This is a genomic window from Exiguobacterium sp. s78, assembly GCF_018618985.1.
Taxonomy (GTDB): Bacteria; Bacillota; Bacilli; order Exiguobacteriales; family Exiguobacteriaceae; genus Exiguobacterium_A; species Exiguobacterium_A abrahamii.
In genome coordinates, this window is record NZ_JACSNB010000002.1 from 172,199 (window position 1) to 198,690 (window position 26,492).

General features: G+C 40.4%; 25 protein-coding genes. 14 read left to right on the top strand and 11 right to left on the bottom strand.

Translation table 11 applies throughout. The features are described from left to right. The first annotated feature begins 52 nt into the window (after window positions 1-52). The 3 genes from KNQ18_RS12310 to KNQ18_RS12320 are packed head-to-tail and all read left to right on the top strand — an operon-like array spanning window position 53 to window position 2,547. Complete coding sequence (locus KNQ18_RS12310; protein WP_214858720.1) at window positions 53-1,096, top strand: bifunctional transcriptional activator/DNA repair enzyme AdaA; 1,044 nt, start codon at window positions 53-55, stop codon at window positions 1,094-1,096. Beyond that, entirely contained in the window at window positions 1,093-2,139 is a 1,047-nt protein-coding gene (locus KNQ18_RS12315) for a DNA alkylation repair protein (protein WP_215084989.1), read from the top strand. Before KNQ18_RS12310 ends, KNQ18_RS12315 begins: the two co-directional genes overlap by 4 nt. Continuing rightward, window positions 2,140-2,547 (top strand): GNAT family N-acetyltransferase, encoded by a 408-nt coding sequence (locus tag KNQ18_RS12320; protein ID WP_215084991.1) that lies wholly within the window; start codon window positions 2,140-2,142, stop codon window positions 2,545-2,547. Here the strand turns inward: KNQ18_RS12320 and KNQ18_RS12325 are convergent. Continuing rightward, window positions 2,522-3,100 (bottom strand): AAA family ATPase, encoded by a 579-nt coding sequence (locus KNQ18_RS12325; RefSeq protein WP_215084993.1) that lies wholly within the window; start codon window positions 3,098-3,100, stop codon window positions 2,522-2,524. The genes KNQ18_RS12320 and KNQ18_RS12325 overlap by 26 nt on opposite strands. Before the next feature lie 132 nt (window positions 3,101-3,232). On the opposite strand from KNQ18_RS12325, the gene KNQ18_RS12330 reads away from it, so the two are divergent. Then, complete coding sequence (locus tag KNQ18_RS12330) at window positions 3,233-3,760, top strand: NUMOD4 domain-containing protein (RefSeq protein ID WP_215084995.1); 528 nt, start codon at window positions 3,233-3,235, stop codon at window positions 3,758-3,760. A 42-nt stretch (window positions 3,761-3,802) separates the two neighbouring features. On the opposite strand, the gene KNQ18_RS12335 is transcribed toward KNQ18_RS12330, so the two are convergent. The 3 genes from KNQ18_RS12335 to KNQ18_RS12345 all read right to left on the bottom strand — a co-directional run bounded on the left by KNQ18_RS12335 (window position 3,803) and on the right by KNQ18_RS12345 (window position 6,423). Beyond that, window positions 3,803-4,408 (bottom strand): sunset domain-containing protein, encoded by a 606-nt coding sequence (locus KNQ18_RS12335; protein ID WP_215084997.1) that lies wholly within the window; start codon window positions 4,406-4,408, stop codon window positions 3,803-3,805. 113 nt (window positions 4,409-4,521) lie between these two features. Then, window positions 4,522-6,156: a methyl-accepting chemotaxis protein gene (locus KNQ18_RS12340; RefSeq protein ID WP_215084999.1), complete on the bottom strand. Its 1,635-nt coding sequence runs from the start codon at window positions 6,154-6,156 to the stop codon at window positions 4,522-4,524. A 90-nt stretch (window positions 6,157-6,246) separates the two neighbouring features. Then, window positions 6,247-6,423 carry a hypothetical protein gene (locus KNQ18_RS12345; RefSeq protein WP_023466867.1) on the bottom strand — a complete coding sequence of 59 codons (177 nt, stop codon included), beginning with the start codon at window positions 6,421-6,423 and terminating at the stop codon, window positions 6,247-6,249. Between the two features lie 145 nt (window positions 6,424-6,568). Here KNQ18_RS12345 and KNQ18_RS12350 point away from each other — a divergent pair, with 145 nt between their 5' ends. Further along, entirely contained in the window at window positions 6,569-7,660 is a 1,092-nt protein-coding gene (locus tag KNQ18_RS12350) for a GGDEF domain-containing protein (RefSeq protein WP_214772056.1), read from the top strand. A 47-nt stretch (window positions 7,661-7,707) separates the two neighbouring features. Here KNQ18_RS12350 and KNQ18_RS12355 read toward each other — a convergent pair whose 3' ends face one another. From KNQ18_RS12355 to KNQ18_RS12370, 4 genes are read right to left on the bottom strand one after another with little or no spacing between them, the layout of a single operon-like run. Next, on the bottom strand, window positions 7,708-8,115 hold the full coding sequence (locus KNQ18_RS12355; protein ID WP_215085001.1) for an NUDIX hydrolase: 408 nt from the start codon (window positions 8,113-8,115) through the stop codon (window positions 7,708-7,710). Beyond that, window positions 8,112-8,762, bottom strand: coding sequence for a Type 1 glutamine amidotransferase-like domain-containing protein (locus tag KNQ18_RS12360; RefSeq protein ID WP_215085003.1), 651 nt, complete (start codon window positions 8,760-8,762; stop codon window positions 8,112-8,114). Before KNQ18_RS12360 ends, KNQ18_RS12355 begins: the two co-directional genes overlap by 4 nt. A 49-nt stretch (window positions 8,763-8,811) precedes the next feature. Continuing rightward, window positions 8,812-9,810, bottom strand: coding sequence for an ABC transporter permease (locus KNQ18_RS12365; RefSeq protein ID WP_215085005.1), 999 nt, complete (start codon window positions 9,808-9,810; stop codon window positions 8,812-8,814). After that, window positions 9,803-10,483 (bottom strand): ABC transporter ATP-binding protein, encoded by a 681-nt coding sequence (locus KNQ18_RS12370; protein ID WP_082874244.1) that lies wholly within the window; start codon window positions 10,481-10,483, stop codon window positions 9,803-9,805. Before KNQ18_RS12370 ends, KNQ18_RS12365 begins: the two co-directional genes overlap by 8 nt. A gap of 146 nt (window positions 10,484-10,629) precedes the next feature. On the opposite strand from KNQ18_RS12370, the gene KNQ18_RS12375 reads away from it, so the two are divergent. Both KNQ18_RS12375 and KNQ18_RS12380 read left to right on the top strand, forming a co-directional pair. Beyond that, window positions 10,630-11,070 carry a hypothetical protein gene (locus KNQ18_RS12375; protein ID WP_133208284.1) on the top strand — a complete coding sequence of 147 codons (441 nt, stop codon included), beginning with the start codon at window positions 10,630-10,632 and terminating at the stop codon, window positions 11,068-11,070. Further along, window positions 11,067-11,429: a hypothetical protein gene (locus tag KNQ18_RS12380; RefSeq protein WP_133208285.1), complete on the top strand. Its 363-nt coding sequence runs from the start codon at window positions 11,067-11,069 to the stop codon at window positions 11,427-11,429. Before KNQ18_RS12375 ends, KNQ18_RS12380 begins: the two co-directional genes overlap by 4 nt. Before the next feature lie 55 nt (window positions 11,430-11,484). Here KNQ18_RS12380 and KNQ18_RS12385 read toward each other — a convergent pair whose 3' ends face one another. Next, on the bottom strand, window positions 11,485-11,874 hold the full coding sequence (locus tag KNQ18_RS12385) for a RidA family protein (protein ID WP_215085007.1): 390 nt from the start codon (window positions 11,872-11,874) through the stop codon (window positions 11,485-11,487). A 186-nt stretch (window positions 11,875-12,060) separates the two neighbouring features. Here KNQ18_RS12385 and dndD (KNQ18_RS12390) point away from each other — a divergent pair, with 186 nt between their 5' ends. The 7 genes from dndD (KNQ18_RS12390) (at window position 12,061) to KNQ18_RS12420 (ending at window position 21,086) form a co-directional block, all read left to right on the top strand. Next, the gene (gene dndD, locus KNQ18_RS12390) at window positions 12,061-14,316 is read left to right on the top strand and encodes a DNA sulfur modification protein DndD (RefSeq protein ID WP_215085009.1); all 2,256 of its coding nucleotides are present in this window, start codon (window positions 12,061-12,063) and stop codon (window positions 14,314-14,316) included. Further along, window positions 14,316-14,720, top strand: coding sequence for a hypothetical protein (locus tag KNQ18_RS12395; RefSeq protein WP_215085011.1), 405 nt, complete (start codon window positions 14,316-14,318; stop codon window positions 14,718-14,720). Before dndD (KNQ18_RS12390) ends, KNQ18_RS12395 begins: the two co-directional genes overlap by 1 nt. A gap of 126 nt (window positions 14,721-14,846) precedes the next feature. Then, on the top strand, window positions 14,847-15,950 hold the full coding sequence (gene dndB, locus KNQ18_RS12400; RefSeq protein ID WP_075642727.1) for a DNA sulfur modification protein DndB: 1,104 nt from the start codon (window positions 14,847-14,849) through the stop codon (window positions 15,948-15,950). Between the two features lies 1 nt (window position 15,951). After that, entirely contained in the window at window positions 15,952-17,601 is a 1,650-nt protein-coding gene (dndC, locus tag KNQ18_RS12405) for a DNA phosphorothioation system sulfurtransferase DndC (RefSeq protein WP_075642726.1), read from the top strand. Continuing rightward, window positions 17,576-19,582, top strand: a complete 2,007-nt coding sequence (gene dndD, locus KNQ18_RS12410; RefSeq protein ID WP_215085013.1) for a DNA sulfur modification protein DndD — start codon at window positions 17,576-17,578, stop codon at window positions 19,580-19,582. Before dndC ends, dndD (KNQ18_RS12410) begins: the two co-directional genes overlap by 26 nt. Further along, window positions 19,579-19,950, top strand: a complete 372-nt coding sequence (locus KNQ18_RS12415) for a DndE family protein (RefSeq protein WP_215085015.1) — start codon at window positions 19,579-19,581, stop codon at window positions 19,948-19,950. Before dndD (KNQ18_RS12410) ends, KNQ18_RS12415 begins: the two co-directional genes overlap by 4 nt. 14 nt (window positions 19,951-19,964) lie before the next feature. Next, window positions 19,965-21,086, top strand: a complete 1,122-nt coding sequence (locus tag KNQ18_RS12420; RefSeq protein WP_215085017.1) for a cysteine desulfurase family protein — start codon at window positions 19,965-19,967, stop codon at window positions 21,084-21,086. Between the two features lie 49 nt (window positions 21,087-21,135). On the opposite strand, the gene dptH is transcribed toward KNQ18_RS12420, so the two are convergent. Then, entirely contained in the window at window positions 21,136-25,137 is a 4,002-nt protein-coding gene (dptH, locus tag KNQ18_RS12425) for a DNA phosphorothioation-dependent restriction protein DptH (RefSeq protein ID WP_215085019.1), read from the bottom strand. Then, complete coding sequence (gene dptG / locus KNQ18_RS12430) at window positions 25,118-26,491, bottom strand: DNA phosphorothioation-dependent restriction protein DptG (RefSeq protein WP_215085021.1); 1,374 nt, start codon at window positions 26,489-26,491, stop codon at window positions 25,118-25,120. Before dptG ends, dptH begins: the two co-directional genes overlap by 20 nt. Between the last annotated feature and the right edge of the window lies 1 nt (window position 26,492).

Sequence of the window (26,492 nt, forward strand, 5' to 3'; positions counted from 1 at the left end):
CGACATGATGACCGGACAAGCCGGTATACTAAGGACAAAGGAGGGGAAGGCGATGGAACATCACACGTATTATGAAGCGCTCGTTCGCCGGGACGCGACGTACGAAGGAACGTTTTTTGTTGGTGTCAAGACGACCGGCATCTTTTGCCGTCCGACGTGTCCGGCACGAAAACCGAAAGCAGAGAACTGTGAGTTTTTTGAGACGGCGCAAGAGGCATTACTTGCCTCTTATCGACCGTGCCGTCGTTGTCATCCGCTTGCTTATCCCGGAGATCATGGTACGATTCAACGCTTGATCGAAGCGGTCGAGGCAGAACCAGACAAACGATTCAAGGAAGCCGATTTCCGAGCACTTGGTCTCGATGAATCAACGGCACGCCGTCAGTTCAAGAAGCGTTTCGGGATGACGTTCGTCGCGTATGCTCGGGCACGACGGATGGGGCTTGCGATGAAGGAGATCCGGACCGGTAAGCCGATTATCGAAGGACAGTTAGCTGGAGGTTATGAATCGAGTAGTGGTTTTCGTGAGGCGTCAGCACGGATTCTCGGACAAGCACCATCGCGCTTTGACGGGCAGGTCTTACGCGCGAAATGGCTTGATACACCACTCGGTTCGATGCTGGCGATTGCCGACGATCAACTCTTACATCTGCTCGAGTTCGTCGACCGACGTGGACTGGAGCGGGAAATCGAACAATTACGTTTAAAAGCGCGCGCTGTCATCGTTCCCGGGGAATCACCAGTCTTTGGACAGATCGAAGCGGAGCTCCGTCGTTACTTCAAAGGAGAGCCGGTATCGTTTCAGACGCCACTGATGCGGTACGGGACACCATTTCAACGCCGTGTATGGGAAGAACTCGAGCGGATTCCGAGTGGGGAGACGATCTCGTACCAAGAGCTGGCGATCCGGATCGGTCAACCGACCGCTGTTCGTGCCGTCGCACGAGCGAATGGAGCGAACCAACTGGCAATCGTCATCCCGTGCCATCGGGTCATTCGGACGAATGGAGATTTAGGTGGATACGCGGGTGGACTCGCACGCAAGGAAACATTGCTCAAACTGGAGCGCACACAGAGAGGACTGGATGAAGGATGAGTTTGATTAAAGATGTGTTTTCACCGAGTTGGCTCGACCGCTTAGGAGCAGCGGTCGATGTACCGGATTTTCGAAGACGGGTCGAGCAGGGAGACTGGGAAGAACTCGCGTTTAAACAACGTGTCCGTCGTGTGGCGGAGACGCTAGAGACGATCTTGCCACCGTTTCCGGATGCAGCGGAGGAGCTAGAGCGACTCGCACCGCAGTTTACCGGGCTACCGGGAATTGTTTTTCCGGAGTATGTCGAACGGACGGCAGACCTTGCTGACTGGACGCTTGCGTTAGCGACACTTGCCAAGTTGACGCAACATTCGACGTCCGAGTTCGCCGTTCGCCGCTTTTTACTTGCTGATCAGGAACGTTTCCTCGAGCAGGCGCTCAAATGGACAACATCAGACGATGAACATGTCCGGCGCTTAGCGTCTGAAGGAACACGCCCACGTCTACCGTGGGGTCAAGCGATTCCACGTTTGATTGCTGATCCGCGTCCAGCGTTACCGATTCTTGACGCCTTATTACAGGATCCGTCCCTCTATGTCCGAAAAAGTGTCGCCAATCATTTGAATGATATTTCAAAGACACATCCGGAATACTTGATCGAACGAATCGAACGTCACTTAGGAACAGGTCCGAACACGGACTGGATTTTACGTCACGCTTCGCGGACGTTACTGAAGCGTGGGAACCCAGACGTGTTGCAGTTATTCGGGCACGTTACGCAAGGTGAGGTCGAGGTAACGGATTTAGTCGTCTCATCGGTGACGATTGGTCAGGAGTTACAGTTTTCGTTTCAAGTGCACAGTTCCGTTGAACAACGTCTGCGTCTTGAATACGCAATTGATTACGTCAAAAAACGTGGAACGAGTCGAAAGGTGTTTCAACTGCGGGAGCGGGAAGTCAAAGGTGTCTTACAAGTCGAACGACGCCAATCGTTTCGGAACATGTCGACGCGTGTCCATTATCCTGGTACACATACATTGACGATTTTGATTAACGGAGAGGATTACGTGACAGCAACGTTTGAGGTCGAGGAGGGGAGCTGAATGCAAGGGAGACATCCGGATTTTACGACGTCACGACTGTTTGTCGAAGCAACGGATGAAGAATCGGGTTGTAAGTGGACGCTGCATGCGTTACGTGAGAAAACGATCGTCGGGACGATTACCTTCACATGGAATGGATCGACCGGAACCTTACGTTATACGTCGACGGATGAGGACGATCAGCGCGGGTACATCAGGGAAGCACTGACATCGATTCTATCGTATCTCGCGCGGACGTTATTACTGAAGTGTATCTACGGCGAAGCAGGCAGTGAGACGGTTTGGCGTCGGAACGGATTTCAGTTGCAAGCGAATCGATATGCATGCACGCGAACTCTATCACTAAAGCCCCGCCTGCTTGAGCAGGACGGGGCTTTAGTGATTAGACCGTTGTTTTGGACCAGTTGAAATGATCGCAAATCGCTTCAGCGCTTTCACGTGCACTTAACTGTTCCGTATCAAGGAAGAGATAGTTGACGTCCGGTAGTTCGCCCGGTAGCGAGCGTGTCCGGCATCCGTCCGCCGTCTCGCGTAAGTCCTGTTCAGAAGCAGCGAGATCACGCTTCGTTACTTTATGCGTCAATCGGTTTTCCGTTGTGTTCCGATGCAGACGAGTTGCGACCGGCGCATCCAGTTCCACGATATAGACGTCAGCACCTGCTTGTTCGAATAATTCGACCGTCTCTTCGATGAACTCGAGACCACCGCCTTCGACGCCGAATAGACAGAGAAATGTAAACAGGACACCTTCAAGCGAACTGTTAGCCATTTCCTTGAACATTTCGCGGCGGATCGTATCCTTTAAGCGATGGTGTGCGGGTTCTGAGAAATCAAAATAAGGCAATAACAGGTCAATCGTCTGGTGGTTATGGAAGACTTTCATCTCCGTCAACCGTTCGATTTCCTGACCGATCGTCATCTTTCCGACCGCTTGCGGACCAAGTAACAAGACAAATTTCATGGACGAACCTCATTTCCTTTTTCTGCTAAGAATAGCACATTCCGACGAGTGACATCACTAGAACGTTTGTTCGTAATTTGATATAATTCAGGTATGAAGTCCCGTCGTGTCCTTGTCTGAAGGAGGACAACCATGCAAGAACAATGGAAAGCCGTCATCGGCTATGTAGGTATATATGAAGTCTCATCACTTGGTCGCGTAAGGTCGCTCGACCGGACGATCGTGACGTGTCGCGGTGTCCAGCAACGCCGAAAAGGTGTCTTGCTCCGTCCACGGCTCAATCGGGAAGGATACCGCAAAGTCACGCTCTATCAAAGTGGTCGAGGAGAGCGGATGCAAGTCGGATTGCTTGTCGCAAAAGCCTTTCTGACGACAGACGTCACGGAAGCGCAACTCGTCCGGCGCAATGGTAAACGGGCTGACGATCAGTTGTCGAACTTAGAAATTCTACCTTCAATCGATCAGCAGTATAACGAACTACTTGGTGAGTTTGATCTCTTGTTAAATCAACATGTGACGCTATCACCGTTTCAGATTCGAACGATTCGCGTGCAGTACGAAAAAGGGAAAACGATTCGTCAATTGGCAGAGCAGTATCAGGTGACGGAGAACCGGATTCGCAACATCATCGATAAGAAGGAAGCGAAATTTATTAGCTAACTAAAAGTACCGGATATCAAATGAGATATCCGGTACTTTTAGTTAGATTTTTGATTTGCGATATCCAGCACTTACAGCTGCACCTTCTGTACAAAAAACTTGTTCAGGGTCCGTTTTACTATAAAACCTTTGATTAGGAAGGTGATATATTTTCTCACCTGAACTAGAGATATTACCTCGAATATTTAAGCAAGTCTTAGCTTTAGCGTCAGCTTCTGCCTTCGCTTTAGCGTCAGCTTCTGCCTTAGCTTTAGCGTCAGCTTCTGCCTTCGCTTTAGCGTCAGCTTCTGCCTTAGCTTTAGCGTCAGCTTCTGCCTTGGCTTTAGCGTCAGCTTCTGCCTTGGCTTTAGCATCAGCTTCTGTCTTGGCTTTAGCGTCAGCTTCTGCTTTAGCTTTAGCGTCAGCTTCTGCCTTAGCTTTAGCATCAGCTTCTTCCTTAGCTTTAGTATCATTTTTTTCTTCAGTGTTATTTTTATGATCATCAGAGTCCAAGTCTTTAGTAGATTGATGACTCTTTGTATTATTGTCTTTATCGTCAGAGTCATCTTCTCCAAAAATAGCGCCACAAGCGCCTAAGAAAATTAAAATAATGAAGATGAGACAACCACAGCCACAACAGCCGCCTTTTTTCTTTTTCTTTTCTTCCATTGATTCATTAACCCCTTAAATATAAGATTACCTACCAAAAAACATTTTATTTCATATTAAATGATAAGTAAATATTGTAATTTAAAGATTAATACTAGGAAAAATGTTAAAAATTAATTTTTTATAGTTTGTTGCAACGAACTGATCCGCGACTCGAGTACAGCACTATGTGTCTTCAGTTCCGTCTGCTGGTTGACGTGGTGTTGCATCTGTTCTCCGAGCACCTGGCTGTAAAACGAGAGTTCTGACATCAACTGCTGAACCGACTGTAGATGTTCCTGCATGTTCGACTGAACATCTGCGACGATCTGGCGTTGGTGTTCCACGGTACCCAGTGTCGTCTCGATCGTCGTCGCTTCGGTCAGCATCTGTTTTAAATGCTCCGTTGCCGTCTCGAGTTGTTGCGACGTCGAAAGAAAACGTTCCGTCATTTGCGAGAGTGCTTGTTCGACTTGATCGAGTCCCGCCGTCCATGTCTGATTGACCTGCCGAATATGGTCCGTACTTGTCCTAATATCGATCGCTAGTTTTTCGACCTCCTTAGCGACGACCGTGAAGCCACGACCGGCTTCTCCGGCACGGGTTGCCTCAATCAGCGCGTTCAGCGACAAGCGGCGCGTTTCTTCAGCAACGCGCTGGATGTGAGAAATCGAGGTATCCATCTGCTGCTGTAGGTGTGAGGTCTGTTGCAAAATCTGCTCTGTCGTCGCGGATTGTTCCTTCAGTAACTGGCTTTCCTCTTGTAAGGTCTCAAGTGTCGTGTGATTTATCTGAACAGTCTGTTGAAAACGGGTTACGGCATGTTGACTGTTCAGAAGTGTCGTTTGCATTTCGCTTAACGCATCGTGTCCTTGGGCAGTCAAACGTGTCGAAGCGACGATCGTCTGATCCATTTGTGTCGATTGCGCAAGTAAAGAACCGGCGACTTCATCGACGGCTTGGACCGATTGATCCATCGCGGATAAGCGCGAGGAAAAGTGAGGCTGGACGGATTCAAGTTCCTGACTGGCTTGTTGCATCTCGGTCGTTAAGTCATTAATTTGTTGCATCAACTGATTGTATTGAAATGTCAGCTGTTGTAACTCAAAGGTCGTCGTCTTGAGTGTTAATGGACGATACGAGCGCTTCGCGTGCGCTTCTTCAATCTGTAGGGCGAGTTTCGATAACGGTGCCAGTTGGCGTTGAATTCGCCAGCGAATCAACAGGCTAATGCTTACAAGTGTGACTACGCTTACCCAGACGAGTGTCCAAGCTAAATCTCGAGCAGGGGCGATTAATTTATCGCGATCGGTCGTCAGTAAGATGACGTCATCGAGTTCTGGAATCGTCATTGCGACAAGAAACTGGTCTTGATTCGAAAAAGCGTATGTACGCTCTGTTTTTAAGTGCTGCAGTAGTTGTTTTCGTTTGGTTGGTTCGAGTGTCAACGGTCGGAACGCCTCACTCGTGTTCAGGCTTTGAAAACGAATCGAATAGTCGTCACGTGATAAGTCGGTTCGCTGTTGCTGTTGCAATCGTTTGATGGCACGCGAGCGGTCAGTTGCGTCCTCCGGATACGCGAGAAACGTTGCCCGGACGTTCGCGTCGAACATCGTTAACTCACGCATCAGCCGTTCGTCAGTTGCTGTGACGGATTGTTGATACGATGCGTAAACGCTTAGACCACTGATCATGATCAATCCGATAGCGACGATCGGAATCAACCATCCATTTAGTTGCTGTGCTAATAATCGTTTTTTCGTAAGCATAAAAAAACATCTCCTCCCGTGTACCTATCGGAAGGAGAAGAAACAACATGTATGAAGGTGTTGTATGGCTTGTGTAAAGGTCTTGTGAATCTAATTCACGTAAATCGGAAGGACAGTTGCAAGATGGGTCATAAGTGCTTGTGTCTCTTCTTTTGGTTCAGATGTGACGTAAATGATCAACGCAGCAGCAACGATGACGAAGATAGCGATGACAAGAATGATGAAGAATGGCATCTTACTTTTTCGTTTTTCGGCTTGACGGTCCATGAAAGATTCCCCCTTAATGATGTAGACGATAGACATATTTGTTTGATTCCCTCTCCTCTTGTTTGAAAACCTTGGAAAAAGAGGGGAATGTGTAATCTGACGGGAATAGAGTAACTATCTGAAATGGAATGAGGAGGATGTCGTCGTGCTTACGTTGCTTAATTCATTGTTGTTGAACTTCTCACTGTTGATTGCGACATTGCTGTTTGCGTTTTTACCGCTAAGACGGATCGAGCGCATCTCGCCTAACTCTTCCTTACAAGTCCGACTCGCGATCGGTTGTATCGCCGGTGTGATTGGTGCACTGTTGATTTTCAACAGTATCTCCTATGACGTTGCAAAGATTGATTTGCGTCTTGTTGCACTCGTCACAGCGTACTTTTATGGGGGATTAGTTAGCGGGAGCATAACGATGCTGTTCATTATCGGTGCCCGATTCGCGGTGACACCAGCTGGCGAATACCAAGGACTGATTCTGACGACCTTGATCTGTGTCGCGTTACTCGTAACAGCGACGATTTATCGCCGGTTTGCTGCTCAACGGATGAAAGATTATCTCGTGTTGCTTGGAATAGGTATCGCATATAGCTTACCGGCGCTCTACTTATTAACGAACACGTTCGAGCGGTTTTTAGAGATTGCGCTCGTCTATATCATCGTCATCATGATTGGTGGTTACGTCACCTATCGTTTCCTACAAGAACTAAGGAAGCATTTTTTGTTCGTGCATACGCAACAAGAACTGGCTTTAACGGATGGACTGACACAACTGGGAAACCGCCGAAAACTGGATGAGACGTTAGCCGAGTACGCTCAGAACGGAACGGTCTTTTCCGTCCTCATTCTTGATCTCGATCATTTTAAATCAATCAACGATACATACGGTCATGAAGGGGGCGACGTCGTCTTACGGCAACTCAGTCACCTGTTGCAATCGTATTGTCCAGAACAGGGCGTCGTCGGTCGGTACGGTGGTGAAGAGTTTGTCTTACTGTTGCCGGACGTACCACTCCGACAAGCGGAACGACTGGGGGAGCGGATTCGTTCTGCCTGCGCCGATCAACACTTCGTTTATAAGGAGCATCCCGTCTTTCATGTCACGTTATCGCTAGGTGCTGCTTCATCTGATCAGGCATCAACCGTATTTGAGACCGTCCAGAAAGCGGACTTAGCATTGTATGAAGCCAAACAAACCGGACGAAATCGCGTCGTCTGTTACCGAGATCCCTTACTGTAAATAAAAACTGCCCCGTTCGACCAAATGGTCAGGCGGGGCAGTTGTGTTTAGCGATGCAGTAACGAAAATACATCATGGCGTTCAAAATCAGCGAGAATATTCGGTGCAATCAACTGACGGATCGTTTCTTCGTCCGCCCAGAGATAGGAGTCGTGTTCTTCTGATAACTGAACGTCCGTTTGATTCGCCGAACAGACATACATCAACAAAATGATTTGCCGATTGGGATGCGTCAGGAAGCTCGAGGCATAGAGTAGACGCTCCGGCGTCACAGTCAATTGTGTTTCCTCTTTAATTTCGCGAACAAGACTGTCGACTGGCAATTCACCGAAGTCGATTTTGCCACCCGGACATTCCCACGTCCCGCCACCGAAGTCAGCAGCAGCCCGGCGGACGATCAGGAGACGTTGCTCGTGAATGATGATGCCTTTGACGGCAGGAACGATTGCTGTCATTTGACGGGACTCCGCGACAATATGACGGGATCGATTCCTTCTGTTTCGACGAGGTGCTGATCGCGTAGATAGATCCCACTCTCGTCAGCTAGTCCGAAGGCACGGTCTGTGCCTTCTTCCGTAAAAGATTGCGTGAGATGAGCAGCTTCGCCCCACGTCTCATAATGGACACAGATGACCGTGTCTTTCAGTAAGGCAAGACCAGGCAAGCGAAGACGTCGATTGTCGCGTTGGTCGATCTCCGGAATGATACACCGTTCGGGCGAAACGAGGGCACCGGCTGAAAAGCCGACGACCGGAACACCATCTGCGAAACGCGACTGGATGATGTCACCGATTTCCGTATCGACAAGGTAGCGTTGATACAGCTCGGTCTCACCACCAGAAATGATGATGCCTTGACATTGCTTCAATTGTGCAAGTTGTTCGTCTGTTGGTGCGTCAGACAGTGGCAAATGGACGAAAGACGAGATGCCATCTTCCTCTAAAGGCTTCGTATAAATCGAGGCGTAGCTCGTCCAGTCCTTACCGGTCCGCGGAACGTATAGAATCGCGACCGGTCCACCATTCGTTAATGTAGCAAATCGTGTTCGTAAGTTCGGTGTAAAAGGAGGACCGCCTCCGAATAAGAATAAATGAGTACGCATGAAGTCATCCCTCCAACCAATGTAATAGAAAAAGTATAGCAGAAATCAATCAATTGGAAATGTGCTGGTAGAATGATTGTCTGCGGAACCATGTATGATGTTGTTTCCGTTCTTGAAAGAGAACAAACAGGACGAAAGCGAAAACGAGTCCGCGTCCGATCCATGGTAAAACGAGAAGACCGTAGTTCATCGCAGCAAATAGCTGGAGCAAGAAGCGACGCTTACTCGGATCCCGCAGATACGTGATCAGTGGAAGTTGCTGGTGCGTCTGTTTGAATAATCGCAGATGAAGGAACGGACGCTTTCGGTGAGACGGCTTCGGTAAGGCACCGTTCAATTCAAGGACGGTCGCCGATAAACTCGACTGTCGTTTCATCGACAACAGGATATCCTCCGTTAATCCGTCCTCACGCCGTGACCAGTGCCGGACATGAAGGGATCCGAGCAGCACCACACACAGTGCGACGACGAAGAGGACAGGATACGGTTGAAGCCAAAGCAGGAGCAACAGAGTGATGCGTCCTGTTGCCAGGACGAGATGACCGCTCCATTTCCGCAAGAATCGTTGTCCAGATAACCGATATGTCCAAAAGCTAAAGAACGGTTGGAGCAAAGAGAGCACGAGACTAATCGGCAGTACTGTGATACTAGATTGGTCAAACCGGATGCTATGTAACGGAAAACAGAGTAGATGTAATCCGGCAGTCATTAGAAAAATCCGCACGAAGTGATACCGAACGGAATACCACTTCATTCGAACGATCGCTCCAGGAACCGGTTTGAAGAAGAGGCGATCTGCTGGTTCGAACCAGGCGTAAAAGGCGGGCAGGAATCCATACAGAATCCATCCGAGTAAAATCCAAGCGACCGGAACCGTTTGAACCCAGTCCGCTTGACCGTTTAAGATCTGAACCGTCTCATAGATGATGAACAGACCGACTGGAATGACGAGATACAGCAAAATCGTCCAGTCGAAAATTTCTCGAAAGAAGCGACGCTGTTCCGCATGCCGTCGACGGATCCGTTGCTTCAAAAAGGTTTCAATCATGCTCGAGTACCATCGCTTCCATGATGTCGAACAAGCGAGCACCAGGTTGACCAGAGGCTTCACCGATTTGAGCGAGTGTTCCTTGATGTTTGATGCGTCCCTGATCAATCCAGACGAAGTCGTCACACAGACGTTCCGCGGAATCAAGGACATGAGTGACGAGCAGAATCGCCACGCCACGCGTTCGTTCTGCTTCGAGTAAATGTAACAACCGAATCGTTGCGACCGCGTCAAGACCAACGAACGGTTCATCGATGATCAAGCAGTCTGCGCGTTGCATCAAGGCACAGACGAGCATCACCTTCTGTTTCATTCCTTTAGAGAAAGAAGATACATAGTCACCCGTGACAGCATGCAGTTCGAACGTCTTTAAGAGTCGTTCCGTATAGGCATGGTCCGTCTCGTGGAGCGAAGCGACCAGCTCAAGGTGCTCGGCGAGCGTCAAATATTCGTAATAGGTCGGCTGTTCCGGAATATAGGCGAGTGAGACCGGTAAATCGATCTCTCCTTCGACCCAAGGTAGCGTACCGAACATCGCTTGAATCGTCGTACTTTTTCCTGCACCGTTTGTACCGATCAAACCGGTGATGGATCCAGGCTGTAAGGCAAACGCAATCTCTTTTAAGACGGGCTGACCGACGTCATAACCGGCTTGTTGAATGGATACATGCATGTGAAACATCTCCTTTCACTACATCTACTGATAGAAGGAGAAAAATGTTTCACAGCAACAGAAATCAGTAGAACCATAGTAAAAAATGTAACAGGTTAAAAATAACAAATGGGCTATAATGGAAATATCAATTTTAGAGGATGATCATGATGCAAACAGTCGAGCGAATTTATTTTCGGGAGTCCGGTATGGGAAGAGGACAGACGTTTTGGTGGGACCGTGCAAGTCGGACGGTTCGTGCGGAAGATGAGGAAAGACGATTATTCGGATGGTGGTTTCAAGAACTAAATTTACCAGAGGAATTGAATCCGTTACTGATAGAACTGACAGAAGAGGACATCTACTTAATCGACATGTGGTCGGATCGGTTCGATGCAGAAGTTTGGCGAAACTATCCGTATCCTGAAGGCGTTATGATTTGTGACGGCACGGATTGGGAAATTCATGTGACGACAGAAAATGGTACAGAGAAACTTTCAGGATCAAATATCTATCCACCTGGATGGTGGATGATTCGAGAACTGCTATACGGTTATTATGACGCGGGGAGTAATCGAGAAGATGAAGAATGGGAGGATGAACAATGAAAAGAGCACTATTGTATCTGATTCCGTTTGCGTGGCTAGGACCTTACCTCGATTGGAAAACGGGTTCGATATTAGGGTATGCCTTATTTTTGTTTGGACTTGGTGTTCTATCATATTCACTTGCACGGAGTGGAAAACCGAAATACATCGTCATCGGCAACATGGTCTCGTTTGCGATTTCGTATGGGATCGCACTTAGTGTAGGGGAAGGATATGGAGAAGGATACTTCAAGCCATTGACAGCCAGTCAACTAGTTCTTGGAGTCAGCGTCTTGAATCTGGTCGTACAAATACCAATTGTGATGAATGCGATTCAAAACAAAGTGATGAAAAAGGAGTTAGGTGAAGAGGGCAGATAGTATTTAGTCACTCTAAGTAGAAAAAACGCTACGCAACGAGTGCGTAGCGATCAGATCACACGAGTCCTAAGATCTCGACTTCAACTAATGCACCTTTTGGTAGTTCCTTAACCGCGATACAAGACCGAGCTGGGAAGTGATCGTGCGGTGCGAAGTAATCGGAATAGATCGTATTAAAAGAAGCGAAGTGTTCCATGCTCGTTAAGTAGCATGTCGTCTTGACGACGCGGTCAGGTGTCAGTCCTGCCTCTTTCAGGATGGCATCGACGTTTCGCATGACTTGTTCCGTTTGTTCCGTGATACCACCTGGTACGAGTTCACCCGTTGCCGGATCAATCGGGATTTGACCGGAAGCATAGAGTGTTCCGTTTGCGATGAAGCCTTGCGAGTAAGGACCGATCGCAGCAGGGGCGTTCGTTGTGTTTATAGCATTAAAGTTATTCATTAGTTGACCTCCATTATTTTTTTGGATTTGAAAAATATAGTGGTAATCTATGAACTAAAATGTAAATACGCATGATAAAATTAGTTAATAGATACAATTTTTTTGAAGTTACAAAATAAGTTTGGTCACTTCTTGATTAATGTAATAAGATTTAGTCTTTTTGTAAAGATAACGGAGGTAGTAACAATGCAAGATTATTCACTTAAAAATAAAACAGAAGTCGATATTCTTAAAGAAGCGGCTCTTAATAATAATATTTTCCCTAATACACTTTATAAAATTTTACAAAGTGCAAAAATTGATCATTACTCAGAAAACGGATCAAGTGCTAAAAGAAGACAACGAATTAAAGAAGAAATTATTCAATACTCGAAAGAGAAAAAGATTTTATCGGACGATTCAGCGCTAAAACTCCAAGTTCAAGCGGTTGATTTTATTGAGTTGAAGTTAAATAACTACAAAACATATTATGGGAAACAGACATTAAATTTTAAAATGCCTGTTCAGTCTGAAGAAAATATCATCTTAGTAGGCGGAATGAATGGTGCTGGTAAAACTACAATTTTAAAAGCTTTACGCGTTTTATTGTATGGTAAAAGAAATATGACTGATCTTGAATATAAAGAACAATTTGCAAATACGATTAATAATCGCTTTTTTTCTGAGGGTGGTCGAGAGTCTAGCGCAGAGCTAACGCTTTCTGTTGATAGTGATTATACGCATACTATTAAATTAGTTTGGCAATATGATAATGCCAAAAGAATGATCAGTGAAACGAGAACATTGATTAAAAGAAGAAATGGCTCGGTCAGACCTATCAGCAACAATATTATTACTAATAATAATTTAGATACCTTTAATCGCTTGATTGATGGTTGGCTTCCATTGGAATCATCACCATACTTTATATTTGATGGTGAAGAGATTAGTACATTAGTTGCTTCTAGAAACTCGACAAAATTTAAAGATGCAATCAATAGAATGATTGGATTAATGTTTTACGATAATCTAAAAAGTGATATTGATTTTATTGTAAAAGACTATGAGAGATCGCTAGCAAAAATGGCTGACTCAGCAAAAGTGAATCGTATAAACAAAATGGTGGGAGCACTGAAAATAGAGTTAAAAGAAGCAGAAGAGAAGTTGGAAAGAGTAGATATGTACTTAAGCGGACGTAATGCAAAATTATCGGATTTGCGTAAGCAGAGAAATGATATTTTGATGAAAAATAGAGATACACGTGATGTGATTGTTAAAGAAATCAGTCAGTTGGAAGAACGATTGAAAAACGAAAAAAACAATTTAAATATGCTCTATAAAAAAAATATTATTCCAACTATCCTGAAGGATAAAATAAATCTTTTATCTAAACGCTTAAATGAAGAACAACTCGCTCAAGAAAAGGTGATTCGTTCAACAGCTGCATTAAAGCCTTATGAAGAGTTCATGAATCAATTACTGGCAAAGCCTTTAAGCCCTGCTTTAACGGAACAACAGCTTGTTCAAATTCAAGAACTAGGAAAAACTATTTGGATGGAAGATCACAACATTTCAAAAATTGAAGAAGTAGAAGTACTTCATGATATTACAAATGATACAAAAAGAATGTTGTCTAATTTAGCTTCAAATGCTAAAGCTGATCAAATAAAGAATGTAATTCGAAACATTTCAAAGTACGAAAATGATTTGAAAAATTTAAATCGAAGAGTGAGTTTGGCACCATCTGCGGTAGATGCTTCTGAAATTGAACGCGAAATTGAGGTATTAAATCGCGACGTAGGTGATAAAGAGAAAACTCGTCGTGTAAGAAGAAATAAAGTGAATCAAATTAAAGAGGAACTTACAAAATTAATGCATGAATTAAGACGTCTTGGAGAAAATATAGAGTCTGATTCTGAATTACAGAAGAAATATGACTTCTCGAAAAGAGTTCAAAATGCAGTGAATCATTACACTGAACAGGTCTTGAATTGGAAAGTTGCTTTAATCAGTTTTGAATTCAAAGAGATGCTATCTGCTCTATTTAGAAAGCAAAATGAATTTGGGAACGCTTATTTTGATGAGAAAAGCATGTGTATCAGAATAAAAAATGAAGCAGGAACAGAAATTCCAATAGAAGAACGTTCTGCAGGGGAAAAACAAATTATTTCTTCAGCATTTATTTGGGCGATGACAAAAGCTTCGGACTTAGATTTACCAGTGGTAATCGATACACCATTAGGACGATTAGATAGTCACCATCGAAATAATTTGATTACGCATTTCTATAGAAAGTTGAGTAAACAAGTTGTGATTTTATCAACAGATACAGAAATCACAAAAGAATATATGGAGTTAATGGAGCAAAATACAGCAAAACAGTTGATGTTAGATTACAACGAACAAGAAAAGTATACAGTAATTCGTGAAGGATACTTCGAATTCACGAAAGGAGTATCATAATGGATTCAAAGGGAATTAAACTTTCTAAATTAACGAAAACAAGAATTGATAATTTGATGGGAGAATTCGTAGATACTTTTGATGAATCATCAAAAGATGTTCGACCGTTTGTAGTAAAACTAGGCTTATCAAAAGGAATTGCAAACAGTAAAGGGTTGTATACAAAACTTCCTTCAGGGTGCGAAAGTAGTGACTGGGAAATGGGTGCAATTATTTCAGGAGAAGATTTTACGATCTTCAAACATCTAATTATTAACGAAGCAGGTGCAACTTTGACAGACTCTGATATTAAGAAGCAAATGAGAATGTTCATTGAGCACGGGATTGAATCATTATATACAGTATGGGAAAACCATCATAATAGTGGAGATTTAGAAGACTTCAGGATTAAGATTTTAAGCTAAAAGACTTTAAAATAAATGTTAAATAGATTAAATCCAAATAAAGGTTATATTCACTTGAATAATAACCTTTATTTTTTTATACTTATATCAAAGTTACGTACGTAATGAGAGGGGATTATATATAACATGAATGCTACTTTTAATTATAATTTTCCTGCGTTAAAAGGCTATCAAGCTAATAAAGAATATTTTGTAGTAATGTGTCCATTGAAACTAATACCTAAAATCTTTTTGTTTGATGAAGAAGAAGTACCTGTTGAATATCGCGCTCAACGGATTATTAATAAAGGACGTATTCCAGAAATAACAGAATATATTGTTCATCATCCAGAAGACTACGTATTTTCTTCATTAACGGCTTCTGTAGACGGCGAGATGAGTTTTGAACCGTTCAATGACCATCCTAATTACCAAAATCTTGGACAACTCTCAATATCTTTAGAATCTAGGTTTTTAATCAATGACGGTCAGCATAGAAGAGCAGCGATTGAAGAGGCGCTCAAACTGGCACCTGAACTTGGAAATGAAACGATATCAGTTGTTTTCTTTCAAGACGCTGGATTGAAGAGATCTCAACAAATATTTTCAGATTTAAATCGTCATGCAGTTAATACAACCTCATCGATTGGCATACTGTACGACCATCGAGATCAATTATCTATGGTGACTAAAAACTTACTAAGTGAAATTCCACTTTTATCTAGATATACAGAAAAAGAAAGAACCTCGCTCTCAAAAAATTCACCAAAACTATTATCAATCAATCATATATATAATGCTAATTTACGACTAATCGAAAAGTCTAAAGGCGAACCAATTACTGAGCAGGATGTAGAAGTTATAAATTTGTTTTGGAGTACATTATGTGAGACTATTCCTGAATGGGAAGAAGTACTGAAAAGAAATATTTCTCCGAGAACATTGAGATTACAATCGATTACAGCCCAAGGATTATTTATCGAAGCAGTGGCAGAAGTAGGAAGAACCTTGATTGCGCAACGACCAGATTCTTGGTTAATAGGTATTAAGGAGCTGGCACGAATTGATTGGAGTCGAACAAATGAAAAAGATTGGAAAGGAAGAGCTTATGACGATTCCGGGAGAATCATCAAAAATCGCCGAACAATCGCATTAACATCTATTCGAATTAAACAGCTTTTAAATATTGAATTGAATGAAAAAGAGAAAGCAATGGAAGAAGATTTCTCTGTTGAAAGGAAGTTAAATTAATATGGGGATTATAAGTAATCAACTAGCTAAAAAAGAAGACAATCCTTTAGCAAGACAGTCTAAGGAACTGATAAAAAAAGTATACGCACAAGACGATCGACCTTGGGTTATTGGTTACAGTGGAGGGAAAGATTCAACTTTAACTGTACAACTAATATTTGAAGCACTGTTAGAAATGTTACCAGAACAATGGCACAAAAAAGTATACGTTATTTCTTCTGATACGATGGTTGAAAATCCACTAGTTGCAGCAATGATCAATGGTTCGTTGCAACGTATGCAAGACACTGCCTTACGAACTGGATTACCTTTAGAAACACAAAAAGTAAAACCATTAACGGAAAAAACATTCTGGTCGAATATTATTGGCAGAGGATACCCAACACCCAATCAAACGTTTAGATGGTGTACAGATCGTTTAAAAATTGACCCGGCAGATCGATTCATTAAGGATAAAGTAAATCGTTTTGGTGAAGTTATTATGGTTTTGGGTGTTCGTTCTAAAGAAAGTCAGAGTCGAGGAAATTCAATTAAAGAACATGAAATTCAAGGAACTGAACTACTAAAGCATACGACACTAAATAATGCCTTTGTTTTTGCACCTATTAAAGAGTTTGGATTAGATGATGTTTGGGGTTATCTTTTATCCAATCCCTCACCATGGGGAGAGGACAATGCGAAGTTACAAGAAATGTACTTGAATTCTAGTGGAGAATGTCCGTTAGTAGTTGATCAATCAATAAAAGAAAGTGCTGGATCATGTGGAAACAGTCGCTTTGGATGCTGGGTTTGTCCAGTAGTATCAGAAGATAAATCACTTACTGGATTTATTAACAGTGGCGAAGAGTGGATGACACCATTATTGAAGTATAGAAATCGTTTAGTGCGTGTACGAGACGATCGTAACTTAAGAATGCATCGTCGCATGAATGGTAAGTTCTATTTAATCGGTGTAGAGCATTACGAAAAAGATGGGATCACATACCTTTCAATCAAGAAAAAGGGCGGGAGATCAGCTAAGCTCTATTCTATAGAGAACGTTGAGCTTCCTGAAGTGGAAACTGCTGAAGTAGTAGATGAATATAACTTAAATTCCTATATCGTAAACAATCAAATTGATTTGAGTCGTCCTGAAAAACATAGAGATTTTTTCATCCGCCAGGTAGATCGAGAAGGAAACGTATCTTATTCTCAACTAGGTTTAGGACCTTTTACGCTTGAGGCACGGCAAATGTTATTAAAAGAACTATTAGAAGTTCAACGGGACTTAAATGCGCCTACATCACATGATATTCCATTGATTCAAGAAGAAGAGCTTCGAATGATTAGAAGAATGTGGTTACGTGAAGGCGACTGGAATGATTCATTGCCACAAATTTATTACGAAGTCTACGGTACTGAACTTGACTGGGAACATGATGATCGACCATTGATGACAGCAGATCAAATGTCAGATTTGGAATTGTTGGTTCAAAAACATCAACTTGATTTAAATACTGTTAAAAAATTATTCCATATCGGAAATGAATACGTAAGTTTAAAAGTAAAACGCGGATTCCAAAAAGAAGTGACATCTTTGCTAAAGCAAGATTACCTTCAGTTGTATCATGAAGGAGAGATAGAAAATGAAACTAAAGTCATTGACGCTTAAAAATATAGGGGCTTATAAGCAACAAACATTTGATTTTTCAAGTAAACGCAGTAAACAAAATGTGACCTTGATCGGTGGAAAAAATGGTGCTGGTAAAACAACATTTTTATCGGCAATGAAATTAGGACTTTTTGGACCACTTGCTTATGATATGAAAACTGCTTCATCAACATATTTTAAAAAAATAAAAGGTCTAATGAATCACGATGAATTAGAGAAAATAGAGGGACTAAAAATTTCAGTGCCATGGTTCAAAATTGATTTAACTTTTGAACAAGTGGAGTCCTCTGTCAGAGAGGAAATTCGTTTCGTAAGAGAGTGGAACTTCACAGAAACAGGTGGGAAAGAATTTTTTTCGATTTATAAAGATGGTTCAAGTTTACCTGTAAGTGATGAAAAAAGAGATTTGATTTTTAATCGTTTTTGCGAATCACTGCCTCCCTATCTATACGATGTTTGTTTATTTGATGGAGAAGAAATTAATCGGATTATCCAACAAGATGAGTTATCGAATCATCTTGAGAGACTAATAAAAAGTGCTTTGAAGTTAGAAGTACCAGTATTGTTAGAGGATACGATTAATCGTGTAATCAGTGATGAAACTAAGAATACAATCGATACGAATAAACAAAGAAAATTTGAAAGCTTAAAGGAAAAACTAAATCACTTTATTCAAGAAGATGATAAATTACAAAAACGATATGATGAGTTATCTATTGATTTAGAAGAACTTAAGTTAACGATGAATGCACAAAAAAGTGAACTGAAGTCCTTCGGAGGTTTATTGAAAGAAGAAGAAGATCAGTTAAAGAGTCAACTAAACGAGTTGGAACGTAAGAAAAAAGAAAATAAAATGAGTGTTCAAGATCTGATCAATGGTAGCTTGCCTTTTTTACTGAATCGAGATTTGATTGGAACAGTAAGAGAACAGTTAAAAGGAGAAAAGTTAATTGAAAGTATTGACGATGTGAAACGAGAGTTACTTGAAGAGTTAGCCAGTGAACTTTCCAATCGTATTTCAACAAGTCCAAAAGAGTTAGAAAAAGCGTTAAAAGACTCTTTGGTCTCTATTCAACCAAAGGGTCAAGCAACCATCCATCGTGCTTCTTTTAGTGAAAAAGCTCAAATTGAGTCCTTATTTGAAATGACAAAAGGTATTGATCTTTCATACTACAAACAAAAAATAAGTGATCAACAAGAGATGGATGAAGAAATTAAATTAATTAAACAAAAACTCACTGTTCAAAGTGATAGTGTTGAAGATTTTATGGGCATGCTAACTCAGCTTGAACAGTTACAAGCAAATATCGCTGAAAAGAATCAAGAACTAAAAACAACAACGAAACAATGGGGAAGCGTTCAAGAAGAGCGAATTAAATTACAAGAAGAATTTGAACAATTGAGAGAAGAAATTGATAGAGAAGCAAACCAATCTAGTAGCGTCATGCATAATGCAACTGCTATGAGAGCTCTTTTACTGGAGTTCCAAAATCAACAACAACAAAAAGGGATTCAGCTCATCGAAAAACAAGCCTTAAAAATGATTAATCGTCTTTTCCGAAAAAGAGGATACCTTCACCGTTTGGTGATTAATTCAGAAACCTATGAAGTTACTCTATACGCAGAAGATCAAAAAAGAATTCCACAATCAACGCTTTCTGCAGGAGAAAAGCAATTGTTACTGATGTCTCTTGTTTGGGCAGTGTTTGATGTTTCAGGAAATAAGTTGCCATTCATTTTTGATACACTTTTAGGAAGATTAGACGTTGAGCATCGCGAAAACCTACTGACAGAACTTATTCCTGCCTTTGGTGAACAAGTATTAATTCTCTCAACGGATTCTGAAGTGACTGAAGCAAATTATAATTTGTTGAAGCCTTTTATAAACAAAGAATACAGTTTGAACTTTGATACAGCAGAACGTTCAATTAAGGTTGTTCCAAGTTACTTCCGCTTTAATGAAACGGAGAAAATATCATGAATCATCGCTTAAAACTATCTAATTCGACGTTAGAAATATTTCAACAACTGCAGGCGAGTACTAATATAACGCCAAACGTTTTAGCAAGAATAGCAGTTGCATTTTCACTAAAAGATAAAGAAATGCCTACAGTAAATAATAATGATATTTCTAATTTTGAAATTTCAAGAGCAACATTAACTGGGGAAAATGATTTTTCGTACAAGGCAATGATTTTACAACATGCAAACAAATCAATTGACGAAGAAAGTTACTTTCCAGATCTTTTTAATGCTCATATTGATCGTGGTGCAAATGAACTATTTAAAATTTACCAATACTCAGGAAATCCACAGAAATTTTGGATGAAGATTTTAGAAACTGAGTAAGTAGGGAGGATAGTATGCTGTATCTAGATAACAGTGCGACAACGCCAACGCACCAGGAAGTAGTAGATGCAATGTTACCTTATTGGACAGATATTTTTGGTAACCCATCAAGCAAGTACTATTCTCAAGCTGTTGATGCAAAAGTAGCAGTGGATCAAGCTAGACAAGCTGTAGCGACATTAGTAAACAGTAAGACAGAAGAAGTAATTTTTACGAGTGGAGCCACTGAAAGCAACAATTTTCTATTAAAGGGAATTGCAATGTCACATTCTAATAAAGGTAAGCGAATCATCTCTAGTACTGTAGAACATCCTTCAGTACTAGAAACACTCCGCTATCTTGAAACTCAAGGGTTTGATGTTGTATATCTTTCGGTAGATTCATTTGGAAGAATTGATTTGGCGGAATTAGAAAAAGCTCTTTCAGAGCAACCAACTCTTCTTGTTTCACTCCTTTGGGGAAACAATGAACTAGGTTCATTGAATCCAATTAAAGAGGCATCTGAATTAGCCCATAAATATAATGCATTTTTTCATTCTGATGCGACGCAAGTAATTGGAAAAGTACCTGTTGATCTAGAAAATCTTCCTTACGTTCAATTGGTATCTGTATCTGCGCACAAGTTTTATGGTCCTAAAGGAATCGGCGCGGCAATCGTTCGTAAAGATGAAATGGGCTTATCACTAAAAATTACTCCTCTTTTACACGGGGGAGCTCAGGAGAATGGATATCGAAGTGGAACTCACGCAGTTCCATTAATTGTCGGTATGGGAAAAGCAGCTGAGATAGCTTATTCAAAATTGAATGAACATCGTCAACATTTACTAACGCTTGAATCTAAACTTAAGCAGCTATTAATGCAACAGTTTGGTGATGTTATTCAGTTCAATAATGATGAAAGTAACAAGATTCCAGGCATCCTAAGTGTTCAATTCAAAGGTTTAAATAATGAGATTCTTTGTAAAGAACTAGCACCTGTTATGGCAGTATCTACTGGGTCTGCTTGTAGTTCTAGTAAACCAAGTCATGTGTTACAAGAAATCGGATGTACTATGGAACAACTTCGATCAACTATACGTTTCTCTCTTTCGCCATATCAATCGGAAAAAGAACTAGATATTTTTTTAGAGTTGTAATTAGATTTGTAAAAAGTAAATCAGCATCGGGTATCCGATGCTGATTTTTTTAAGGCGTATAAAGAGATTCTATTAAATCTTCTTTTTTGATATCACTTGTAATTTTATCGATTTGCTCTTTGATTTGCTGAATTGGTTGAAGAATACCTCTAATTCCGAAGGCTTCTGGTAAATGAACCAGTGTATAGTCTTCACCTTTAACGAGAGAAGCGTTCGGAACGTCTTGTTTAAAGGAAAGGACAATTCCGTCTCCAAGATGTGATTCAAGTGAATCATCAATTATGAAGTCTCCTTTGAGCAACGCTGTAATAACTGGTTGACGATGTTTTTCAAAATCATAATTATTTCGTTCTGGCCAAAGATCACTTTCATGAATCTTTTTAGCATTTGTTAAAAAGAGTTGAGCGAAAAAGAGGCGATAATAATCGTTTTCAAAAGTATCATCGGCACGATTATAAAGATTGGTACGGAATAAATCTTTTGTATGCTGGATTTGCTCAATTGCTTTTTTGATCACACTGTCATCATTTATACCAATCTTCACTTCAATAGGGAAAAAGTGAAGTTTTAATCCACTAACAGATTCTTCAAGACCAATTAAAAGTAAATCATCAGAATGAGTTCCAGATCGATTTAACGATTTGGCTGAGAATACACTATCACGCGTAAATCCAGCGGCACCAGCAACTCGAAGAACTTCTTCAAGTGAAATCGGAACCCAAGTAATAGAAGGGTGATCAAATAGAGCGAGTGCATATCGAACAGCTGAAAGAATACTAAATTTCTCTCGACTGAAATGCTTTCGTTTATCAGGACTTTCTATTCCTCTTCTAATCATTTCAAGGAGCCACTCACCATTAATGGTATTAAAGGCTTTAATAGCCTGTACAATATGTTGATCAGTGGGTTCATGATGAATCATCGGATTGGCTTTGAAAAACTCTTTTACGATGGATTGGTATTGACCTGCTTTATTGGTAACCGTGATAGCATCGTAACGGAATGATGAGGTGTACTGGTCGCTATAATGAATGACAAGTAAGTCTTGATCTACGTTTTTATTCCCATGAAAGTATCCTAGGTCGACTGTAGGCTCAATGAAGGTTACCCAATGAGATTGCTCATAAATTTCAGTAAAAGTATCATCTGGTAAGACTTTCATAGAGGAGACTGCAACAGTTCCTTTTGAGTAAGGATTATTTCCTGCATCACGCATATTGAAATTAAATTCATTCACGGCATATGCGACCTTTGCAAGTGTCTCTTGTTCGTCAATAGGATACAACTTTGTTCCGAATCCGCTCAAATAAGAGCTTTTATTAATTGTAGCGGATAAAGTAGAGTAAAGTCCGCCTAAGGCCATTCCAGTCTTCATATTATCTGCTCGGTCTGGATAGATGCTCTCTTTTCCGCGCATTTTGTAAAAGCTGATATGTGCATATTCAAATTTACTACTTTGATTAAATCGATAAAATTTTAAGTGAGAGCGGACGATTTGAATTAAATCTTCAAAGAGATAGTTACTACTTCTTTTCATAAGAGACCGAAGATCATCAAATTGATGCTCAAGATCATTGAAGAAATCATACTGTGAAAAATCATCCAAATCTTTATGTCCAGGTTCATAGTGCTGATTATATAGACGAACCTCTACAGGAATTAAACGGTCAACACCATATTTTTCTATTTGTTTGAACATCCAAGAAACAATACCTTTTAAAATTGGTTGTCCACTCGATATCTCAATAACATTCAGCTTCAAAGAAGCTTTTGTTTCGGTATTAAATAAAAAGTCGAAATGATTAATGAATTGATTCATTTTATCGAATATGACTTTGTCTAAGAATTTTTCTGCGTCGACGATAGCAAGTTCATCAATTGGTTTATACGTAATCCATTCAGGAGCTACATTTTGACTTTCAGGCTTGTACCATTGCTGATTTCTTCCGTCAGGCTGATAACTGAGTATCGGTAAAAGGGCATCGGGTCGTAATCGATTAATAATAGAGTAATTTACATGTGTACTCTGTAACTGATTGTAGAGTTCAATTTGATAAGCAACATTTAACGGATGGAAAGGCGTCAAGAACACTTGATTTTGATCAACTGAATAAATAGTTCCTAGACGATCGGTGCCCAGTCCATCCTCCATTAATTTAGTATCCGCGCTAAGATTTTCAACAAAATGAATGTAGGCGTTTAGATAAGGAATTGCTACGCTTAAATAATTTTCATCAATTTTTTCATAAAAGGGAATTCTGTTATTTCCTTTAAAATAATTTACAAAACGATTATATGCCTCTCTTAACGGAAGATTTTGTACTTCATAATCTTCGCTAGAAAATAGTTCTCCGTTTTGAATAATACCGGTGAACATGCTTTCTTCAATCCAGCGAGTTTCGTAATGAATGAACTGACGGTATTCAGCATGATCATAGAACTGCTCATTTCCAATGATTAGGCGTTTCCCTGAAACAATAACAGATGATGCTTTCTCTCGTTTCATTTGCCATAGTCGAGTACCAGTGATTGGGTGAGGTTTATTAGGCAAATCAGAAATTAGTAATTCTATAGGATTGAATTCCTCAACTTGCAAATTCACTTTTAAGACTTGATTGCCATCCATTAAGTCAGGATCGAAAGAGAATGCTGCGTTCGTCTCTTTATGCACTTTAATTGTTTCTTTAGAGCTCGTTATAGTATGTTCTTCAGGATGTGAAAAATTAGGATTCCCAATACGTATTTGACCTTCTGAGTCTTCTAAAGAGAGATAAGGATGGTCGTTTGTCCAACCATTAGAATAAGATGCTTTGTAATTAGAAATTAATTCTTCGTCAAAAGGAAGAATAGTTATATAGAAATTGTTTTTTAAACCACGAACATGAGTGTATTCAGTATGGACATGAAAAGGCTGGTGTTCTAAGTCGTTTAAAAGTACTTTTAATTTTTTACCACTGTGTTCAAAAGAAACATTTGCCTTACCGGAGATGTTTTTATAACTAGCTCCAGAGGATTTAATACTTTTAGGCATTTTGTGATCACCATCAATATTGAATTCCAAAGTGAGAGTGATTTGTTCTAGCGCTTCTGGATTAAAAATAATTATATGACGATGTTTCCGACCAGCAGCTGAACTACTTTTAGGTACTTCCCAGAGACTTAACTTTTTATTGTTTTGTTTAGCTGATGAATTTATTAACTCGAACTTTTTCTTTGTTTGTTCAATATATGAATTAACTTGAGAATAACTTAAATCTTTCCAACCATCAGCCTTCAATTTTTTTTGTCCTTCAGGAGTAAATTTTCGATCGAGAACTTTTTCTACATTATAAAGATGATAATCTTGAATGATTTGATAAAGTTCTTGGTTTTCTTTAAGTCGTAATTCAATATTTCTTGTTCCTACGTACTGAGTTAAATCGTCTTTAAAAAAACCTAACTTTTCGTAATCACTCGTTGCAACTTTTCCTTTTGCTAAAACATCAAGAATAGGTTCGAAATCCATAAAGTTTACATTTCCACTATCTCCATGGTCTTCGATAAACTGAGATAAGTAATAAGACATTAGGGCTTGATCTGACTCATTAAAAAGTTTATGTTCTACATCGTTTTTTAAAGACTGGATAAGAGATTTTACATGAAGTGGCATTCCTTGTTTTTGCAAATTGCGACTACCCCCTTCAATACTATCCAGCTGTTGAGGAAGTATCATCAGGAGCGCTGTATTTTGCCAATGTTTTTGTTGCTGACTTACTAGATTTCGAAGTAATACTAAATAGTCAGCAGTAACAGAAGAACTTTGAGCGGCTAAAATTAATTTTGTGTCCCCATACTGAATCGAATACGAATGGAAGGAACTTTGTCCTTCATGCGTGTATTCAAAAGGGCTTAAAAAATCTGCTGATATCTTATTTTTTATAGATGATAAAAATTGTGTAACCTCTTCTTGATGGTCAAAGCGAATGAAAAATTTGTCTCCACTGTTAGGTGGATTTTTAATGAAATAGTCATTAATATGCAGTGATAAATAATCATAAAATTGATTTGACATACTGTGCCTCCCCGCTATCGCTCATTTTTATAAGTAAGCTCATTCTTTCTAGTGTATTTTCAAATTCAACACGGCTATATCGATCTAAGAAAATACCGCGCTTTTCGAGTTCGACATAAACATCTTGAAGACGCATTTTTGAAGATCGAATAATCACTATGAGGAACATAGTCAGAACTTCTTGATTGAGCGATAATACATTTCCGTTTCTACCACGTTGTTTTACAAGTCGTACTTTTGCGATTTCTGTTATGCCGCTACCGTAACGCTTTTGAGCAGATTCAGGAGAAGATACTTCCATAACATAAATCAATTGTTTGACTGAGTCTAAAAATGTTGAACTCTGCGTAATTTTATGCTGAAGCTTAGATGTTTCGATGATGGATTCAGCTTGCGTGTCTACCTCTTGAATCCACTTTTCTTGTTCTTCGCTTGATAATTGATCAAATATTGATTTGAGAGTTGGAAAATCCATCATTTTTTCTAACTCTGAGTTTTCGGTGTTACAACTTAATTGAGCTAACGTAAGTTGCGTGCTAAATAGCTTAGTAGACATTTCGTCTAAGTATTTAAATCCTTTTCGAACCGCATCACGTCTGCTTGAAACAGTAGATTCCCAATCCAACGTAAAATAAAGAGGCTCAACAGTATTCTGCTTGTAATCAGCATGTTCGAGTAAAGATAGCTTAACAACATTCTGGCTTAGCAAAAAGAAGGTATAGTAGTATGCAACTAAGTCAGCATACTTTACAAAGAAATCAGGATGCTTTCTTAAAAATAATAAATCGTCAGCAAATAAATCACCTATCCAAGGCAATTTATGATCAAAAGAAGACGGTTTTTTATCTATTGGCTCTAGTTCAGGCTTCAACTCAGAGAAAATATTTTGTAGAACATTATTATGTTTGTTTGCTTTAAATAAATCTTGCAGTAGAGCATTTTCTTTACATAAATCGTAAAGATAATCTGAAATTTTGAAAACACGATTTTTTATTTCGGCACTCTCCAAATGAAGTAACATGTTTGGATGTTGAAGCTGTTGTTTTGTTTCGCCTGTAACTAACAATTCATTTAATAATGCAACAAATTCATCTTCATCTTCAGTCTCAATAGACATTTCATTTAAAAGAGGCTCAAAATCTACCACTTGATCGTCAACTGAATAATCAGCTTTATAGCCACTAATTAAGCGTGCGAAAGATGCAAACTCATTTGTCCAGTTTTCTTTAAATGTCTCATCGGCTTTTAGTTTTGAAACGTGAGTGTTAAATGGAAACATCTGACGAAACGCATTTAACTCTCTCTTTGTTCGTGTGATAACCTTTTTTTCAATAACTCCTCTTAGTAATTCCATG